This is a genomic window from Micromonospora sp. KLBMP9576 (assembly GCF_050941805.1).
Taxonomy (GTDB): Bacteria; Actinomycetota; Actinomycetes; order Mycobacteriales; family Micromonosporaceae; genus Micromonospora.
In genome coordinates this window covers 4577169-4593695 of record NZ_CP194567.1, presented here as the reverse complement: position 1 = coordinate 4593695, position 16527 = coordinate 4577169, and the positions used below count along the sequence as shown (strand labels likewise).

Genomic DNA, 16527 nt, shown 5'->3' with positions numbered 1-16527 from the left:
GCAGAGCGGCCCGGGTGAGCAAGAGGAGACGAACGGATCTATGGGAAACAACGAGCACAGCGGCGCAGTGGCAAACTCCCGGCGGACCCGGCTCGGCGCCGGTTGGACCCCGAGCCACCACACCGAGCCCCGCGAGTACGAGATCAACGAGGGCCCGGTGGCCAACGCCCTGCGGTCGCGGGCCGAGGACGACGCCGTCACCGGCGAGTCCTGACCTTCCGTCCTTTACCGGCCGGCGGCCCCCCGGCGGGGCCGGCGGGCCGCCCACGGGAGGCCCGGTCCCGCAGAGCCGAGGACCGGCCGGGGCCGGATCGCCGCGGACGCGGCGCGGCCGGGCTGGACCGGGTGACTAGGCTCGACCGGGTGGAGCAGACCCCAGGCCGGCTCGCCGGGCCGTCGCTGACCCCCCGTACCGCCGTCATCTGGTCGGTGCTGCGCGCCGAGTTGGAGCGCCGCGCCGGCAGCACCCTGACCGTGCTCGATGTGGGTGGCGGCACGGGCGGCTTCGCCGTTCCGCTCGCCCAGGCCGGGCACCGGGTCACCGTTGTCGACGCCAGCCCCGACGCGCTCGCCGCACTGACCCGCCGGGCCACGGAGGCCGGCGTGGCCGAGCGGATCCGTGCCGTGCAGGGCGACGGCGACGCGCTCGCCGGCCTGGTCGAGCCGGGCGCCGCCGACCTGGTGCTCTGCCACGCCGTGCTGGAGGTCGTCGACGACCCGGCGGCGGTGGTGGCGGCGCTGGCCGCCGCGCTGCGCCCGGGCGGTGCCGCGAGCGTGTTGGTCGCCGGCCGGGCCGCCGCGGTGCTCGGTCGGGCGATGAACGGGCACCTGGACGTCGCCGCCGCGTTGGCCGCCGATCCGGCCGGCGCGGCCGGCACCCGCGACACGCTGCGCCGGCGCTACGACGCCGACGGTGCCGCCGCGCTGCTCGGCGCCGCCGGGCTCGTGGTCGAGGAGGTCCACGGCGTACGCGTGCTCGCCGACCTGCTGCCCGCGGCCGTCGCCGACGGCCAGCCCGCCGCCCTGGTCGAGTTGGAGCGGGCGCTCGCCGCGCGGGCACCCTGGCGGGACCTCGCCGCCCAACTGCACGTCTTCGCCCGCCGCCCGTGACGGACCCGCTGGAGATCGTCGGGCCGCGCTACGGTGACGGCAGCCTCGCCGACATCCTGCCCGGCGCGCTGGCCGCGCTGGGGGTGCCCGGCGCCGCCGACCCGCTCGGGCTGGCCGCCGCCCTGCCCGGCGTACGCCGGATCGCGGTGCTGCTCGTCGACGGCCTCGGCTGGCATCAGATCCCGACCGCCGCGCCGTACGCGCCGACCCTGGCGGGGCTCGCCGCGACCACGGGCCGGCCGCTGACCTCCGGTTTCCCGTCGACCACGCCGACGAGCCTGGTGACGCTCGGCACCGGCGCCGCACCCGGCGCGCACGGCGTGCTCGGCTTCACCGTGCGGGTGCCGGGGACCGACCGGGTGCTCAACCACGTCGAGTGGGCCGCCGACCCGCCGCCGCCGTGCTGGCAGCCGGTGCGCACCCAGTTCGAGCGCGCGCGGGCGGCCGGGGTCGCGGTGACGGTGGTGAGCCGGCCCGAGTTCGGCGGTAGCGGGCTGACGCTGGCCGCCAACCGGGGCGGCGACTACCGTGGCGCGGCCGGCGTCGATGCGCTCGCCACCCGGATGCTCGCCGCCCTGGCCGCCGGGCCGGGGCCCACGCTGGTCTCCGGCTACCACCCCGACCTGGACCGGCACGGGCACCTCACGGGCGTCGACTCCGTGCCCTGGCGGGTCGCCGCGGCCGAGGTGGACCGGCTGCTGGCCCGGCTCGTGGACGGGCTGCCGGCCGACGCGGCGCTGCTGGTCACCGCCGACCACGGCCAGCTCGACGTGCCGGTCGGGCACCGGATCGACCTGGACGCCGACCCCCGGCTGCGCGCCGGGCTGGAGGTGGTCGCGGGGGAAGCCCGGGTCCGCTACCTGCACGTGACCCCGGGCGCCGTGGACGACGTCGTGGCCGCCTGGTCGGCGGTGCTCGGGGCGGCGGCCCGGGTGCGCACTCGCGACGAGGTGGTGGCCGCCGGCTGGTTCGGCCCGGTTGCCGAGGAGCACCTGGCCCGCATCGGCGACGTGGTGGTGATCTGCAACGCCACGTACGCGGTGACCGCCTCCCGGTCCGAGCCGCCGGCGGCGTCCCGGCTGGTGGCATACCACGGGGCGGACACGGCGGCCGAGATGACCATCCCGCTGCTGGTCGTACGCGGCTGACCGGGCCGCACCCGTTCGGCCCGATGTCGCAGGTCGGGGCTAGCCTGCGGGAATGGGTCGCAGCCAGTCGTTGCCCCGGGGCGGCGATCCCCGGTTCGGGCCGGACGCCGACGATTCCGGCTGTCCGATCCTGCACGTCGACATGGACGCCTTCTTCGCCTCGGTCGAGGTCCGCCGCCGCCCCGAGCTGCGCGGCCGGCCCGTCGTGGTCGGCGGGGTCGGCCCGCGCGGGGTGGTGAGTTCGGCCAGCTACGAGGCCCGTCACTACGGCGTACGCAGCGCCATGCCAACCGCCCGGGCCCGGGCGCTCTGCCCGCACGCGGTCTACCTGCCACCGGATTTCGCCCAATACTCGGCAGCCTCCCGGGCGGTCATGCAGATCTTCCGGGACGTGACCCCGCTGGTCGAGCCGCTCTCGCTCGACGAGGCGTTCCTCGACGTGGCCGGGGCCCGCCGGCTGTTCGGCCCGCCCGCGGCCATCGCCCGGCGCGTCCGCGAGCGGGTCGTCGCCGAGCAGGACCTGACCTGCTCGGTCGGGGTCGCCCCGAGCAAGTTCGTGGCCAAGCTCGGCTCGACCCGGGCCAAGCCCGACGGCCTGCTCGTGGTGCCGGCCACCCGGGTGCTCGACTTCCTGCACCCGCTGCCGGTGTCGGCGCTGTGGGGGGTGGGGGAGCGCTCCACCGAGACGTTGCGGCGGTTGGGCCTGGCCACCATCGGCGACCTCGCCGAGGCGCCCCTGGGCATGCTGCGCAAGGCGCTCGGTGCGGCGGCCGCCGCCGGCCTGCACGAACTGGCCTGGGGCCGGGACCCGCGCCGGGTCAGCCCCGAGCAGGTGGAGAAGTCGATCGGCGCCGAGGTGACCTTCGACGTCGACGTGGGTGACCCGCTGGAGATCCGGCGGGCGCTGCTCGCCCTCTCCGAGAAGGTCGGCATCCGGTTGCGTCAGGCCGGGCAGGTCGGGCGGACCGTGTCGCTGAAGGTGCGGATGGCCGACTTCCGCACCGTCAGCCGGTCCCGCACGGCGGGCGGGTCGACCGACGTCGCCCGGGAGATCTTCGACACCGTCTGGGCGCTCTACACCGCTCTCGACCCGGCTGAGCGGATCCGACTGGTCGGCGTACGGGTCGAGGGGCTCGCCGCCGCGCAGGAGACGCCGCGTCAGCTCGCCCTCGGCGCGCCCGAGCGGGGTTGGCGGGAGGCGGAGGCCGCAGCGGACGCCGCGGCTGCCCGTTTCGGGCGGTCCGTCATAGGTCCGGCCAGTCTGCTCGGGTTCCGGGAGGGGGGACGAAATGAAAATCCACCCCGACCATAGGTCGTCCCGCTTTCCGACGCGGGGGGGCCCTCGTAGACTTGCGGGTAAGCAGCCGGATGGCTGCCACGGTCTGCCGGCCCGACCGGGCCGACCAACGTGACCGGGGAGGAGTGCCGTGCCGCTCTCGGAGCACGAGCAGCGGCTGTTCGAGCAGATCGAGCGGTCGCTTGCCGAGGACCCCAAATTCGCCTCGGCCGTGCGCGCCAGCGACCCGCGTTTCCATACGCGGCGTCGCCTGCTCGTCGCCGCCGGCGTGATGATCGCCGGATTGGCCCTGTTGGTCTACGGCGCGGTGATCAAGACTCCGCCGCTGGCAGTGGCGGGGTTCGTCGTCATGCTTGCCTCGGCCGCGTTCGCGGTGCAGTCGCACCGTCGGGCGCAGTCACCGGACCTGCACGTCGTGGGCGGGACGACGAGTCGTCGTCGCCCCCGGGGCAAATCGGGTGGTCGGCGGCCCTCCATCCTCGACCGGATGGAGGATCGGTGGCGGCAGCGCCCGGAGGGGCACCGCTGAGCCCGACCCGCTGCTGAGCCCGACCCGCCGCTGAGGCGGGCGGCCCCGTGACGACGCTGGTCCGCGCGGCCGGCGACGCCCCGGGCGGGCGTTACCGGCCGGTAGCGGTCGCCGACCTCGTTCGCGGGCGGAAGGTTCGCACGACGCTGTCGAACTGAGTCGTCTGTGTCATCAGGTGGCGTCGGGGCCGCTGTGGCTCCTGAATCGTCTGCGACATCAGCTCGACAGCGTCCCGTGCAGTCGACCGATGCGACTTCAGCTCGGCAGCGTCCCGGCCCGTCGGTCAGCGGGCCACCCGGCTGGCCAGCAGGCGGCGCGGGCTCCAGCGCAGCAGCCGGTGCCGGGCCCGGCCAGCCGCCGCCACCAGCCGCGACGACGCCTCGGCCGTGGTCCGGCGCCACCGCAGCAGCACCGACGGCGGCAGCAGCGCCGCCACCAGCCGGGTGCGCCGGTCGGCCTGGGCGGCGAGCGCGGCCCGAACGGCGCGCAGGGCCGGCAGGAACTGCTCCCCGGTGATCGGATCGCGGGCGTAGCGGGCACGTTCCTCGGCGCGGCCGAGCAGGCGTACCGCCGTGATCGCCGCCGCGTCGGCGGTGAGCGCCTCCCGCGAGAGCCGGGCGGCGGTGGTCCGGGGTGTCTCCGTGCGGTCCATCCGGACCCGGTAGTCCACGAGCGTGTCGAGCAGCTCGTCCCAGGCGGCGTGCGCGTCCGCGCGGGCCCGTTCGGTGTCCGCCAGCACCACCATGCGCCGACCGTCGGCGGGCCCGTCCCCGCCGCCGTCGGTGGCGGCCCCGGCGCCCACCGGCGCCACGGTCGGTGCCGCCGCGCCGCCGCCGCGCCGCCGGCGCAGGGCCGCCCGGCGCAGCGCCGGCACGGCGAGCAGGAACAGCAGGGCCAGCGCCGCGCCGGCGGCGTACCAGGGCCACCTCGGGGCCTGCTCGGTCGGGGCCGCCCCGCCGAAGGCCGCACCGGGGTCGATGTCCTCCTCCAGGTCCTCCCGCCTCGCCGGGTCGGCCGCCGGATCGCTACCGCCGGGGGCGCTCGACGCGCCGGGAACCGGCGCCTCCTCCTCCGGGGCGTCGATGTCCGGCGCCCAGGCCGACCGGGACGAGCCCTGCACGCCGTACGCCGGGGTGGCGTCGAAGGGCACCCAGCCGACCTCGTTGAAGTAGACCTCCGTCCAGGCGTGCAGGTTCCGGTTGGTCAGGGTGTACGGGCCGTCGCCGGAGTTGCTGCCGTTGGCGAAGCCGAAGGCCACCCGCGCCGGGATGCCGGCGGCCCGCACCAGCCACGTCATCGCGGCGGCGTACTGCTGGCAGAAGCCGACCTTGTTGTCGAGGAAGTCGACGATCGCCTGGCCGCTGGTGCCGCTCTTGGTGCTCAGCGAGTAGGTGAAGCCGTTGTCGGCGGAGAAGTGGTCGTAGATCGCCCGGACCTTGTCGTACTCGGTGTCCTTGCCCCGCACGAGCGTGGAGACCAGCGCCTCGACCTCGGGCACGGCCGGTGGCGCGGGATGCAGGCGCCGCACCGCGTGGTCGGCCGGCAGCGGCAGGGACCGCCGCAGGGCCGCGGGCGTGTACGTCGAACGCACGTAGTCGAACTCGTAGCGCTTGTCGCGGGAGTTTTCCCGGTTGGAGAAGACCACCTGCAGGCTCGGGTCGTACGCCCAGTTGCCGCTCAGGTTCTCGGTGCCCACCGGCTCGCTGTAGACCGGCAGCAGCGGCATGTTGAGGTTCTTCGACACCTCGACGCTGGCCCGGTATGCCTGCTGCTCGACGCCCCGCGCCGACGGCGCCGGCAGGTCGCTGACGGGGCGGCCGGTGGGGATGCTGAACCGGAAGCCCCCGCCCTCGAGCTTGTCGGCCACCCCGAAGCGCAGGTAGAACGGGTTCTTCTCGGTGGTGGTGACCTTGACCAGGTCGGTGACCTCGGACTGGTTGAGCTGCCCACTCAGCGCCGCGAACAGGTCGATCCTGCCGGTGCCACCCTGCCCGGGACGGCCGTTGCCGTCGCCGTTGCCGGAACCGCCGCCGATGCTGTCCAGCAGCCCGCCGGTCATGCCGGGCACGGCCAGCGGCAGCGCCACGGCCAACGTCACCCCCACCACGGCCAGCCGCCGGCCGGCGGCGGCCAGCGGTGAGGCCTCCCAGACGTCGACGTCGCGCCCGTCGCCGGTGAACCGCCGGCCGAACCGGCGGACCCGGTCGACGTTGTCGGTCAGCAGCAGCCAGAGGTAGCCGGCGGCGCCCACGACGAACGGCACCGCCGGGACGCTGTCCACGTAGACCGCGACGGGCACCGAATAGATCGCCAGCATCGGCAGGCCGGCGAGCGCCGGCCGGCGCAGCCCGACGGCGAGCACGTCGACCAACGCGGCGACCCCGCCGACCCCGAGGACCGTGACGAACAGCAGCGGTTCGGTGTCGGGCACCTTGATGCCGTAGGAGCGCATGTCCTGTAGCGAGCCGCTGAGCAACTCGCCGAAGTGCGTGAAGGTCGACGGGGCGGGCACGATGCCCAGCAGCTCGCCGCCGCCGGGGAAGAGCCAGGTCAGGGCCAGCGTCAGGCCCGCCAGCATGGCCAGGGGCTGGGCCCACAGTGGCGCCCGGGCCAGCCGGGCGAGCGCGGCCACGGCGGCGACCACGGCCACCGCGAGCGTCGCCTCGATCAGCCACGTCCAGCGTTGGAAGATGGCCGACAGCGGGGCGGCGGCGAGCAGCGTGGCCACGGCGGCCACGAAGCCCAGGTTCCGGTGGGCGATCATGAGGGGACCCTTCCGTTCATCGCATGCCGCCGGCCACCGTCTCGGCCATGGCCGCCCGCAGCGCGAAGCCCTGCGAACCGCGGGCCGCCTGCGGCCACAACGCGGGCAGCCCCGCGCCGTGGTCGACCCCGATGACCCGCCAGCCGCTGCGCATCATGGCCAGCGCGGCGGCGCCGTGCGCCTGGTCGGCCTCGGTCCGCGCCTTGGCCGGCAGGTGCAGCCAGGTGGAGCTGTCGAGCAGGAAACCGACGCAGGTGGCGCCGTTGCCCCGCAGCCCCGCCAGCAGTTCGGCCTCGGCGGTGCCCAGCGAGCCGAACAGCCCGATGATCAGGCCACCGTCGGACCGTTGCCGGACCCGCTGCGCCAGGCTGGTGAGCTCGCCGGTCTTGTCGAGCCGCACCTCGGCGAGGTGGTCGAGCAGCATGCCGTCGCCGGCCGCCTCGGACGCGTCCACGTCGGCGCCGGAGCCGGTCACCAGGCGCAGCTTGTAGCCGGCCTGGCGCAGGTGCACCGCGATGCTCGCCGCCGCCGAGACCGCCCACTCGAAGGAGGCCGTCGGCCCGTCGCCCCGGTGACCGTACGCGCGGGTGTCCAGCACGACGGTGGCCCGGCTCTCCCAGGGCTGTTCCTCCCGGCGCACCATCAGCTCGCCGGTGCGCGCGGTGGACTTCCAGTGCACCCGGCGCAGGTCGTCGCCCATCCGGTACTCCCGGGTGGCGGCGTCGTCCTCGCCGTGCACGGCGACGGAGCGGGCCCGGCTGTCGCCGCTGCCGGCGTACTCGCCGGGCAGCCGCACCGCCGGCAGCGGCGTGACCTGCGGGATGACGGTCAGGTGATCGATGCTCGGGAAGGCGCGGCTCAGCTCGCACAACCCGAACGGGTCGGTCATCCGGACCACCAGCGGACCCACCTCGTAGCGACCGCGCACGTCGGCGCGCACCGTGTAGGCCACCGAACTGGCCTGGTGGGCGCCGAGGCGTTCCAGCACCACCCGGGGCCGGCTGCCCAGCGCGTACGGCAGCCGGTCCTCCAGCAGCAGGGTGCCGGTGGGCAGCCGGGAGAGGTTCTGTAGCCGCAGCACCACCCGGGAGCTCGCGCCCACGGGCGCCCGGTGCGGGTCCAGCGACCGGGTGCAGGCCAGCTTGTAGCGGCTGCGTCCCACGTAGGCCGCGGCGAGCAGCGGCAGGATCGCCAGCAGCACGGCCACCCGGAGCAGGTCCTTCTCGCCGAGGATGCCGGCCGAGATCGCCGCCGCGACCGCGGCCGCGAGAAACGAACGACCGCGGGTGGTCAGCCCTCGCAGCCCGTCGCGCACGTCATCGCCTCCGTGGCTCGTACGTGGCTCGGCCGTTGCCCTCGCCCGGAGGGCGGGTGTCGTAAGGGGAGCGCCCGCGGTCGTGCGGCAGCGGCAGGCGGTGCACCAGGTCGGAGACGATCGCGTCCGTGGTGCGCCGGGCGAGCTGCGCGTCGGCGGTCGGGATGATCCGGTGGGCGAGCACCGGCACCGCCAGCGCCTGCAGGTCGTCGGGGAGGACGTAGTCGCGGCTCTCCAGCGCGGCCACCGCACGGGCGGTGCGCAGTAGTTGCAGGGTGGCCCGGGGGGACGCGCCGAGGCGCAGGTCGGGGGCCTCCCGGGTGGCGGTGACGAGGTCGATCGCGTACTGCTTGACGGCCTCGGCGACGTGCACCTGCCGGACGTGGGCGATCAGCCGGCGCACGGTGTTGGCGTCGGAGACCGCGTGCAGCTCGTCCAGCGGGTCCGTCGCGCCGTGCCCGTCGAGCATCGCCAGCTCGGCGCGCGGATCCGGATAGCCCATCGCGATGCGGGCCGTGAAGCGGTCGCGCTGCGCCTCGGGCAGGGGGTAGGTGCCCTCCATCTCGATCGGGTTCTGGGTGGCGATGACCATGAAAGGCGTCTGCAGGTGGTAGGTCACGCCGTCGACGGTGACCTGACGTTCCTCCATGCACTCCAGCAGCGCGGACTGCGTCTTGGGCGACGCGCGGTTGATCTCGTCGCCGACGACCAGATTGGCGAAGACCGCGCCGGGGCGGAACTCGAAGTCGTGCGTCTCCTGGTTGTAGACGCTGACCCCCGTCACGTCGCTGGGCAGCAGGTCGGGGGTGAACTGGATGCGGCGCACCGAGCAGTCGATCGAGCGGGCCAGGGCCTTGGCGAGCTTGGTCTTGCCGACCCCGGGCACGTCCTCGATCAGGAGGTGACCCTCGGCGAGCAGGACGGCCAGGGCGAGCCGCACCGTGGCGGTCTTACCCTCGATGACCTGCTCGATGTTCGACACGATGGCTTCGCTGGCGGCGCGGAACTCGTCGTGCGGCAGTAGGCCGCCCACCTCGTCCCTGGTCTGTTGTGTCACGGGCCTCCTCCTCGTCGCCGAACGGCAGCTCTGTATAGAGCAGTTGGACCCGCCGTAGGGTTCGCGACGCCGAGCCTCGTATGCCGCAGGAATCTCACTGGCCTCTCAGGCTAACCATGTTTCTCGCTGTCGCCGACCCCCGCAGGTAGACGGTCGGTTACGCACCGAATATTCGCCGGTCGGGGGAGCGGGCGCCGGCTCCCGGCGCCCGTCGCGGTCCGCGCGGGCCGCGACGGGCGCTCACCTGCGGGCCCGGGCGTCCCGGCCGACGGGTGGCGGGCGACGTGCGGGAGCCGGCGGCGGGGTACACTCCCGGTCATGGCCGGATTCTTCCTGCTCCTTACCGGGCCGTGCTGATGCGCTGACGCGCGACAGCACGGCGGCCCCTCCTGCGCGAGGGGCTTTTTTGTGCCCGCTGCCGGACGCCCCGGTGGCCGGCACCCCCACCGGGGCGCGGGCGCGGCGCCGGCGGCGGGCAGAGCCGGACCATACCGACATGACCGCGCCGAGCGAGGTCAGCACCCAGCCCGGCCGCGGCGCGGCCGGCGGCGACGAGCGAAGCGAGGAGACGCCATGAGTGAGGCAGCACCGGCCGACATTCCCCCGTTCCGATACACCGCGGCCCTGGCCGAGGAGATCGAGCAGCGTTGGCAGGACGTCTGGGCGCGCGAGGGCACGTTCCACGCCCCGAACCCGACGGGCCCGCTGGCCGATCCCGACCATCCCCGCGCCGGGGCGGAGAAGCTGTACGTCCTGGACATGTTCCCGTACCCGTCGGGTGCGGGCCTGCACGTCGGGCACCCGCTGGGCTACATCGGCACCGACTGCTACGCCCGCTACCAGCGGATGGCGGGGCGCAACGTGCTGCACGCGATGGGCTTCGACGCGTTCGGCCTGCCCGCCGAGCAGTACGCGGTGCAGACCGGCACCCATCCCCGCACCACGACGGTGCAGAACATCGAGCGCTACAAGGAGCAGCTGCGCCGGCTGGGCCTGGCCCACGACGAGCGCCGCTCGGTGGCCACCATCGACACCGACTTCTACCGCTGGACGCAGTGGATCTTCCTGCAGGTCTTCAACTCCTGGTACGACACCGAGGCGCGGCGGGCCCGCCCCATCGCCGAGCTGATCGCCGAGTTCGAGGGCGGCCACCGGCCGACCCCCGACGGCCGGGCCTGGGCGGAGCTGTCCGTCGCCGAGCGCCGGGCCGTCGTCGACGACCACCGGCTGGCGTACGTCTCGCAGGCGCCGGTGAACTGGTGCCCGGGGCTGGGCACGGTGCTGGCCAACGAGGAGGTCACCGCCGACGGCCGCTCCGAGCGGGGCAACTTCCCGGTCTTCAAGCGCAACCTGAAGCAGTGGATGATGCGGATCACCGCGTACGGCGACCGGCTGCTGGACGACCTGGACGCGCTGGACTGGCCCGAGCCCATCAAGCTGATGCAGCGCAACTGGATCGGCCGCTCCACCGGCGCCCACATCGGCTTCCCGACCACCGTCGAGCCGATCCGGGTGTTCACGACCCGGCCGGACACCGTCTTCGGCGCCACCTACCTGGTGCTGGCCCCCGAGCACGAGCTGGTCGACGCGCTGACGCCGGCGGCCTGGCCGGCCGGGACCGCGGACGCGTGGACGGGCGGGCACGCCAACCCGCGCGCCGCCGTGGAGGCGTACCGCAAGGCGGCGGCGGCCAAGACCGACGTCGAGCGGCAGGCCGACACGAAGGAGAAGACCGGCGTCTTCGTCGGGGCGTACGCCACCAACCCGGTCACCGGTGGGCAGATCCCGATCTTCGTCGCCGACTACGTGCTGGCCGGCTACGGCACGGGCGCCATCATGGCGGTGCCCGCCCAGGACGAGCGGGACTGGGCGTTCGCCGAGGTCTTCGAGCTGCCCATCGTGCGTACCGTGCAGCCGCCGGAGGGCTTCGACGGCAAGGCGTACACCGGGGACGGGCCGGCGGTCAACAGCGCCGCGCCCGCAGGCGGCCCGGACCTGAACGGCCTGGCCGTCGTCGACGCGAAGGCCCGGATCATCGAGTGGCTGGAGGCCAACGGGCACGGCGCCGGCGCGGTGACCTACCGGCTGCGCGACTGGCTGTTCTCCCGGCAGCGTTACTGGGGCGAGCCGTTCCCCATCGTGTACGACGCCACCGGCGCGGCCATCGCGCTGCCGGAGGAGATGCTGCCGGTCGAGCTGCCCGAGGTGGACGACTTCTCGCCGCGCACCTTCGACCCGTCCGACGCCGACAGCAACCCGGAGACGCCGCTGTCGCGCCGGCGCGACTGGGTGGAGGTGGAGCTGGACCTGGGCGACGGCCCGCAGCGCTACACCCGCGAGACCAACGTGATGCCGCAGTGGGCCGGCTCGTGCTGGTACGAGATGCGCTACGTGGACCCGACGAACTCGCAGCGTTTCGTCGACCCGGAGAACGAGGCGTACTGGATGGGGCCGCGCGGCGAGGGCGACTGCGGGGGCACCGACCTGTACGTCGGCGGCGCCGAGCACGCCGTGCTGCACCTGCTGTACGCCCGGTTCTGGCACAAGGTCCTGTACGACCTGGGGCACGTCTCGTCGTTCGAGCCGTTCCGCAAGCTGTTCAACCAGGGCTACATCCAGGCGTACGCCTTCCGGGACGCCCGGCAGACACCGGTGCCGGCGGAGGAGGTCGTGGAGCGCGACGGCCGCTACTTCCACGGCGACCAGGAGGTCACCCGCGAGTACGGCAAGATGGGCAAGTCCCTGCGCAACGTGGTCACGCCCGACGAGATGTGCGCCGTGTACGGGGCGGACACGTTCCGCGTCTACGAGATGTCGATGGGCCCGCTGGAGGTGTCCCGCCCGTGGGAGACCCGGGCGGTCGTCGGGTCGTACCGGTTCCTGCAGCGGGTCTGGCGGGCCGTCGTCGACGAGCAGAGCGGCGCGCTGCGGGTCACCGACGTCCCCGCCGACTCCGCGACCCGGCGGCTGCTGCACAAGACCGTCGACGGGGTCCGTGGCGACATGGAGGCGATCCGGTTCAACACCGCCATCGCCAAGCTGATCGAGCTGACCAACGGGCTGACCCGGCTGTCGGCGACCCCGCGGGAGGTGGCCGAGCCACTGGTGCTGATGGTGGCGCCGTTCGCCCCGCACGTCGCCGAGGAACTGTGGCGGCGGCTGGGGCACGACACCTCCCTGACGTACGCCGACTTCCCGACCGCCGACCCGGCGCTGCTGGTGGCGGAGACGGTGACGTACCCGGTGCAGATCAACGGCAAGGTGCGGGGCCGGGTCGAGGTGCCCGCCGACGCGACCGAGGAGACCGTCCGCGCGGCGGCCCTGGAGGCGGTCGCGGCGGCCCTGGCCGGCAAGGAACCCCGCAAGGTCATCGTCATCAGGGGCCGCATGGTCTCCGTCGTGGCCTGACGTCGATTACCCGCGAGGGTCCCGTCCCGCCGGCTCCCGGACAGGACGGGACCCTCGCCCGCGCCTGGCGCGCCGGTCGCGGGCGTGGCGGTCAGGGGTCGCGGCGGTGCACGAGGGTGACGGCTGCCAGCGCCGCTACCAGGGACCAGGCGGCCAGGGCCAGCCAGGAGCCGGCGACCGTGGCCGGGTACGGGACCGGGTTGACGATGTCGGGATGCACCTCGATCAGTCGTAGCCAGGCGACGACGGGCAGGGTGTCGTACAGCTCGGCGATCCACCGGTGCTCGTCGCGGTCGACCACCATCGGCAGGAGCAGGAGCACCGTCGTGGCCGCGAAGACGGCTGCGGCGGCGTGCCGGGTGAGCGCCCCCATGCCCATCCCGACCAGCGCGCACACGGGCACCACGACGGCGCTCGCCACGACGGCGCGCAGCACCCCGGGTTCGCCGATCGACCAGCTGGCGCCCCGATCGGCGAGGATCGCCTGGGACACCCAGAACGACGTCGCCGCGGTGAGCGTGCCGAGGCCGAGCATGACCCCGGTCAGCACGGCGGCCTTCGCCGCGACCACCGCCCGGCGGGCGGGCACCGCGGCGAACGTGGCCCGGATCAGCCCGCTCTGGTACTCCCCGACGATCGTCAGGGCACCGACGGTGGCCGAGGCGAGGATCAGCAGCAGGTAGCCGGCCTCGGGGAAGGCGTCGCGCACCGGCCCGTACAGGCGGAACATCTCCCGCCGCTCCTCGGGGTACGTCGGCCAGTTGCGGTGGTCGGCGAGGCTGGCGTTGACGCTGACCCCGACCACGAACAGGAAGACCAGCGGCAGCGTCCACCGGGTCGAGCGCAGCGACCACAGCTTGATCCACTCGGCGGCCAGCAGGTCGCGGAAGCGGGCCGGGGCGTCGGCGCGGGTCGGCCGGCGGGTCAGCTCGGTCCCGGCGGTCATCGGGTCTGCTCCCCGGCGAGGTACTCGACGCTGTCAGCGGTGATCTCCATGAAGGCTTCCTCCAGCGAGGCGGTGCGGGTGGTCAACTCGTGCAGCCCGATGCCGTGGGCCAGCGCGAGGTCGCCGATCCGGGCGGCGGTCAGGCCGGTCACGACGAGCGCACCGGCGTCGGCCGGCCGGACGTCCGCGCCCTCGGCGGTCAGCGCGGCAGCCAGCGTCGTCGCCTCGGGCGTGCGGACGGTCACGCTGGCCCGGGTGCTGCCGGCGGCGAACTCGGCGAGGCTCTGCTCGGCGATGAGCCGGCCCCGGCCGATCACCACGAGCCGGTCGGCGCAGTGCTCCATCTCGCTCATCAGGTGGCTGGAGACGAAGACCGTGCGCCCCTCGGCCGCCAGCCGCCGGAACAGGTCCCGGACCCAGCGCACCCCCTCCGGGTCGAGGCCGTTGAACGGCTCGTCGAAGAGCAGCACGGGCGGGTCGCCGAGCAGCGCGGCGGCGATGCCGAGCCGCTGCCGCATGCCGAGGGAGAAGCCGCCGATCCGGCGCCGGCCAGCGGCGGCGAGCCCCACCTCCCGCAGCACCTCGTCGACCCGGCCGCGTGGAATCCCATTGCTGCGGGCCAGGGCCGACAGGTGCGCCACGGCGCTGCGTCCACCGTGCACGTCGCCGGCGTCGAGCAGTGCGCCGGCGTGCCGAAGCCCGCGCGGCCGGTCGGGGAACCGGACCCCGTGCACCGTGACGGTGCCGCCGGTCGGCGCGGTGAGGCCGAGGATCATCCGCAGGGTGGTGGACTTGCCGGCCCCGTTGGGGCCGAGGAACCCGGTGACGTGGCCGGGGCGCACGGTCAGGGTGAGGTCGTCGACGGCCGTCGTGCGGCCGTACCGTCTGGTCAGGGCTCGAAGTTCGATCACCTGGCCCACGCTGCCGGGCGGCGGCCGGCACGGCGTCGCCCCGGCGGTCACAACCGGCGGCCGGCCATTCGCCCCGGGGCGTACGCCCACGGGCCGATGCCCCGGCGGCGGCGGGCTGGCTACCGTGTGCGGCATGGATGCGACCACGCCGCCGCGCCGCGCCTCGGCGCTGGTGCGGGTGGTGCTGCCCTGGGTCGGCGTCGCGGTGCTGCCGGTCGCCGTGCTCCTCGCCCCGACGATGGCGTGGAGCCGGAGCGGCGTGGGGTTCGGCGACTGGTGGTTTCCCGAGCGCTACCTGGTGCCGCTGTTGGCCGTGGCCCCGCCCGCCGGCCTGCTGCGCCGCCGGCCGGTGCTGGCCCTGGCCCTGATGGTCGTCGCGGCGTGCGTGGTCACCGCCGCCGTCAACGTCCCGGAACCCGGCTACCAGACCGACATCTGGTACGCGCAGTTCCTGGCGGTCGACCTGGTGGTGGGGCTGATCGCGGCGAGGAGGTCGCGCCGGGTCTCGGTGCCGGTGGCCGTCGGGGCGCTCGTCGTGCAGATCGCCGCAGGCTTCGTCAACCCCTCCAGCGACCCGGTGAACCGGGCCGCGTTCTCCGTGCTTGCGGTCGTCACCGCGTGGACGGTCGGCAACTCCGTGCGGGCCCGGCGCGGCTACGCGGAGGCCGTCCGGGCACACACCGCCGCCGAGGCGGTCACCGCGGAGCGGCTGCGCATCGCCCGCGAGCTGCACGACATGGTCGCGCACAGCATCGGGGTGATCGCCATCCAGGCCGGCGTGGGCGCCCGGGTCATCGACACCCAACCGGCGCAGGCCCGCGCCGCGCTCGCCACCATCGAGGCGACCAGCCGCGACACCCTGGCCAACCTGCGGCGTACGCTCGGCGCGCTACGCCGCCCGCAGTCGGAGTCGGCGTCGCTGGATCCGACGCCAGGGCTGGACGACCTCGACCGGCTGGTCTCGGCCGCCGCCGACGCCGGGGTGCGGGTGGAGTTGCGGCGCGACGGCGCCCGGCGGCCGGTCCCGGCCGATGTCGACCTCGCCGCGTTCCGGATCGTGCAGGAGGCGCTCACCAACGTGGTACGACACGCGGGCACCGACCGCTGCCGGGTCACCGTCGAGCACGGCCCCGACGAGGTCGCCGTGGAGATCGTCGACGAGGGCCGGGGCGCCCGGGTCGGCGGCGAGGGACACGGAATCCTCGGCATGCGCGAGCGGGTCGCCCTGCTGGAGGGCCGGTTCCACGCCGGACCGGGTCCGGAGGGCGGCTTCCGGGTGGCGGCGTGGCTACCGGCACCAGCGGCGACAGCGACGCCGACCACCGCGACAGCGATGATGGTGACGGAACCGGTCGGATCACGGGCCGGAACGGGGGAGCGGTGAACGTCCGGGTGCTGCTCGTCGACGACCAGCCGCTGGTCCGCGCCGGCCTGCGGGTGCTCATCGCCGATGCCCCCGACATCGACGTGGTCGGCGAGGCGGGCACGGGCAGCGAGGCGGTGCGGCTGGCCCGCGAGGTCGTGCCGGACGTGGTGCTGATGGACCTGCGGATGCCCGGCATGGACGGCATCCAGGCAACCCGCGCGATCACCGCGCACGGCGGGTCCACCCGCGTCCTCGTGCTGACCACCTTCGACGACGACGAGCACGTGCACGCCGCGTTGCGCGCCGGCGCGAGCGGGTTCCTGGTCAAGGACATGGCGCTGGACGACATCCTGGCCGCGATCCGGGTGGTCGCCGCCGGGGACGCGCTGATCGCCCCCGGGGTCACCCGCCGGCTCATCGCCGAGTTCGCCCGCCGGCCCGGCCCCGCCGCCCCGGCCCGATCCCTCGACGGCGTCACCGAGCGGGAACGCCAGGTGCTCATCCTCGTCGGCCGGGGCCTGTCCAACGGCGAGATCGCCGCCGAACTGGTGATCAGCGCGGCCACCGCCAAGGCGCACGTGGCCCGGTTGTTCAGCAAGCTGGGTGCGCGCGACCGGGTCCACCTCGTCATCGCCGCCTACGAGGCGGGGCTGGTTGCCCCGGCGGCCTGAGGCGG

General features: G+C 74.6%; 13 protein-coding genes. 8 read left to right on the top strand and 5 right to left on the bottom strand.

Annotation, left to right across the window (positions count from 1 at the left end; genetic code table 11):
• The first annotated feature begins 40 nt into the window (after positions 1–40).
• The 5 genes from ACQ452_RS20050 to ACQ452_RS20030 all read left to right on the top strand — a co-directional run bounded on the left by ACQ452_RS20050 (position 41) and on the right by ACQ452_RS20030 (position 4084).
• The gene (locus tag ACQ452_RS20050; RefSeq protein ID WP_433386655.1) at positions 41–214 is read left to right on the top strand and encodes a hypothetical protein; all 174 of its coding nucleotides are present in this window, start codon (positions 41–43) and stop codon (positions 212–214) included.
• A gap of 131 nt (positions 215–345) precedes the next feature.
• On the top strand, positions 346–1110 hold the full coding sequence (locus ACQ452_RS20045) for a class I SAM-dependent methyltransferase (RefSeq protein WP_433386654.1): 765 nt from the start codon (positions 346–348) through the stop codon (positions 1108–1110).
• On the top strand, positions 1107–2258 hold the full coding sequence (locus tag ACQ452_RS20040; protein ID WP_433386653.1) for an alkaline phosphatase family protein: 1152 nt from the start codon (positions 1107–1109) through the stop codon (positions 2256–2258). The genes ACQ452_RS20045 and ACQ452_RS20040 overlap by 4 nt, the downstream gene beginning before the upstream one ends.
• 52 nt (positions 2259–2310) lie before the next feature.
• Positions 2311–3570, top strand: coding sequence for a DNA polymerase IV (locus ACQ452_RS20035; protein WP_433386652.1), 1260 nt, complete (start codon positions 2311–2313; stop codon positions 3568–3570).
• Positions 3571–3685: 115 nt separating this feature from the next.
• Positions 3686–4084: a DUF3040 domain-containing protein gene (locus ACQ452_RS20030; RefSeq protein ID WP_433386651.1), complete on the top strand. Its 399-nt coding sequence runs from the start codon at positions 3686–3688 to the stop codon at positions 4082–4084.
• Between the two features lie 283 nt (positions 4085–4367).
• Here ACQ452_RS20030 and ACQ452_RS20025 read toward each other — a convergent pair whose 3' ends face one another.
• From ACQ452_RS20025 to ACQ452_RS20015, 3 genes are read right to left on the bottom strand one after another with little or no spacing between them, the layout of a single operon-like run.
• A complete protein-coding gene (locus ACQ452_RS20025) occupies positions 4368–6848 on the bottom strand; it encodes a transglutaminase TgpA family protein (RefSeq protein ID WP_433386650.1) in 2481 nt (826 codons plus the stop codon).
• Between the two features lie 16 nt (positions 6849–6864).
• Positions 6865–8163, bottom strand: a complete 1299-nt coding sequence (locus ACQ452_RS20020; RefSeq protein ID WP_433386649.1) for a DUF58 domain-containing protein — start codon at positions 8161–8163, stop codon at positions 6865–6867.
• Between the two features lies 1 nt (position 8164).
• Positions 8165–9220, bottom strand: a complete 1056-nt coding sequence (locus ACQ452_RS20015; RefSeq protein ID WP_433386648.1) for an AAA family ATPase — start codon at positions 9218–9220, stop codon at positions 8165–8167.
• Between the two features lie 573 nt (positions 9221–9793).
• Between ACQ452_RS20015 and leuS the strand changes: the two genes are divergently transcribed.
• Positions 9794–12628 (top strand): leucine--tRNA ligase, encoded by a 2835-nt coding sequence (gene leuS, locus ACQ452_RS20010; protein WP_433386647.1) that lies wholly within the window; start codon positions 9794–9796, stop codon positions 12626–12628.
• Between the two features lie 91 nt (positions 12629–12719).
• Here the strand turns inward: leuS and ACQ452_RS20005 are convergent, their stop codons facing one another.
• Both ACQ452_RS20005 and ACQ452_RS20000 read right to left on the bottom strand, forming a co-directional pair.
• Entirely contained in the window at positions 12720–13574 is an 855-nt protein-coding gene (locus tag ACQ452_RS20005) for a hypothetical protein (RefSeq protein WP_433386646.1), read from the bottom strand.
• Positions 13571–14485 (bottom strand): ATP-binding cassette domain-containing protein, encoded by a 915-nt coding sequence (locus ACQ452_RS20000; RefSeq protein ID WP_433386645.1) that lies wholly within the window; start codon positions 14483–14485, stop codon positions 13571–13573. The genes ACQ452_RS20005 and ACQ452_RS20000 overlap by 4 nt, the downstream gene beginning before the upstream one ends.
• Before the next feature lie 133 nt (positions 14486–14618).
• Between ACQ452_RS20000 and ACQ452_RS19995 the strand changes: the two genes are divergently transcribed.
• Positions 14619–15869: a sensor histidine kinase gene (locus ACQ452_RS19995; protein ID WP_433386644.1), complete on the top strand. Its 1251-nt coding sequence runs from the start codon at positions 14619–14621 to the stop codon at positions 15867–15869.
• Positions 15866–16522: a response regulator gene (locus ACQ452_RS19990; RefSeq protein ID WP_433386643.1), complete on the top strand. Its 657-nt coding sequence runs from the start codon at positions 15866–15868 to the stop codon at positions 16520–16522. Before ACQ452_RS19995 ends, ACQ452_RS19990 begins: the two co-directional genes overlap by 4 nt.
• The last annotated feature ends 5 nt before the right edge of the window (positions 16523–16527 follow it).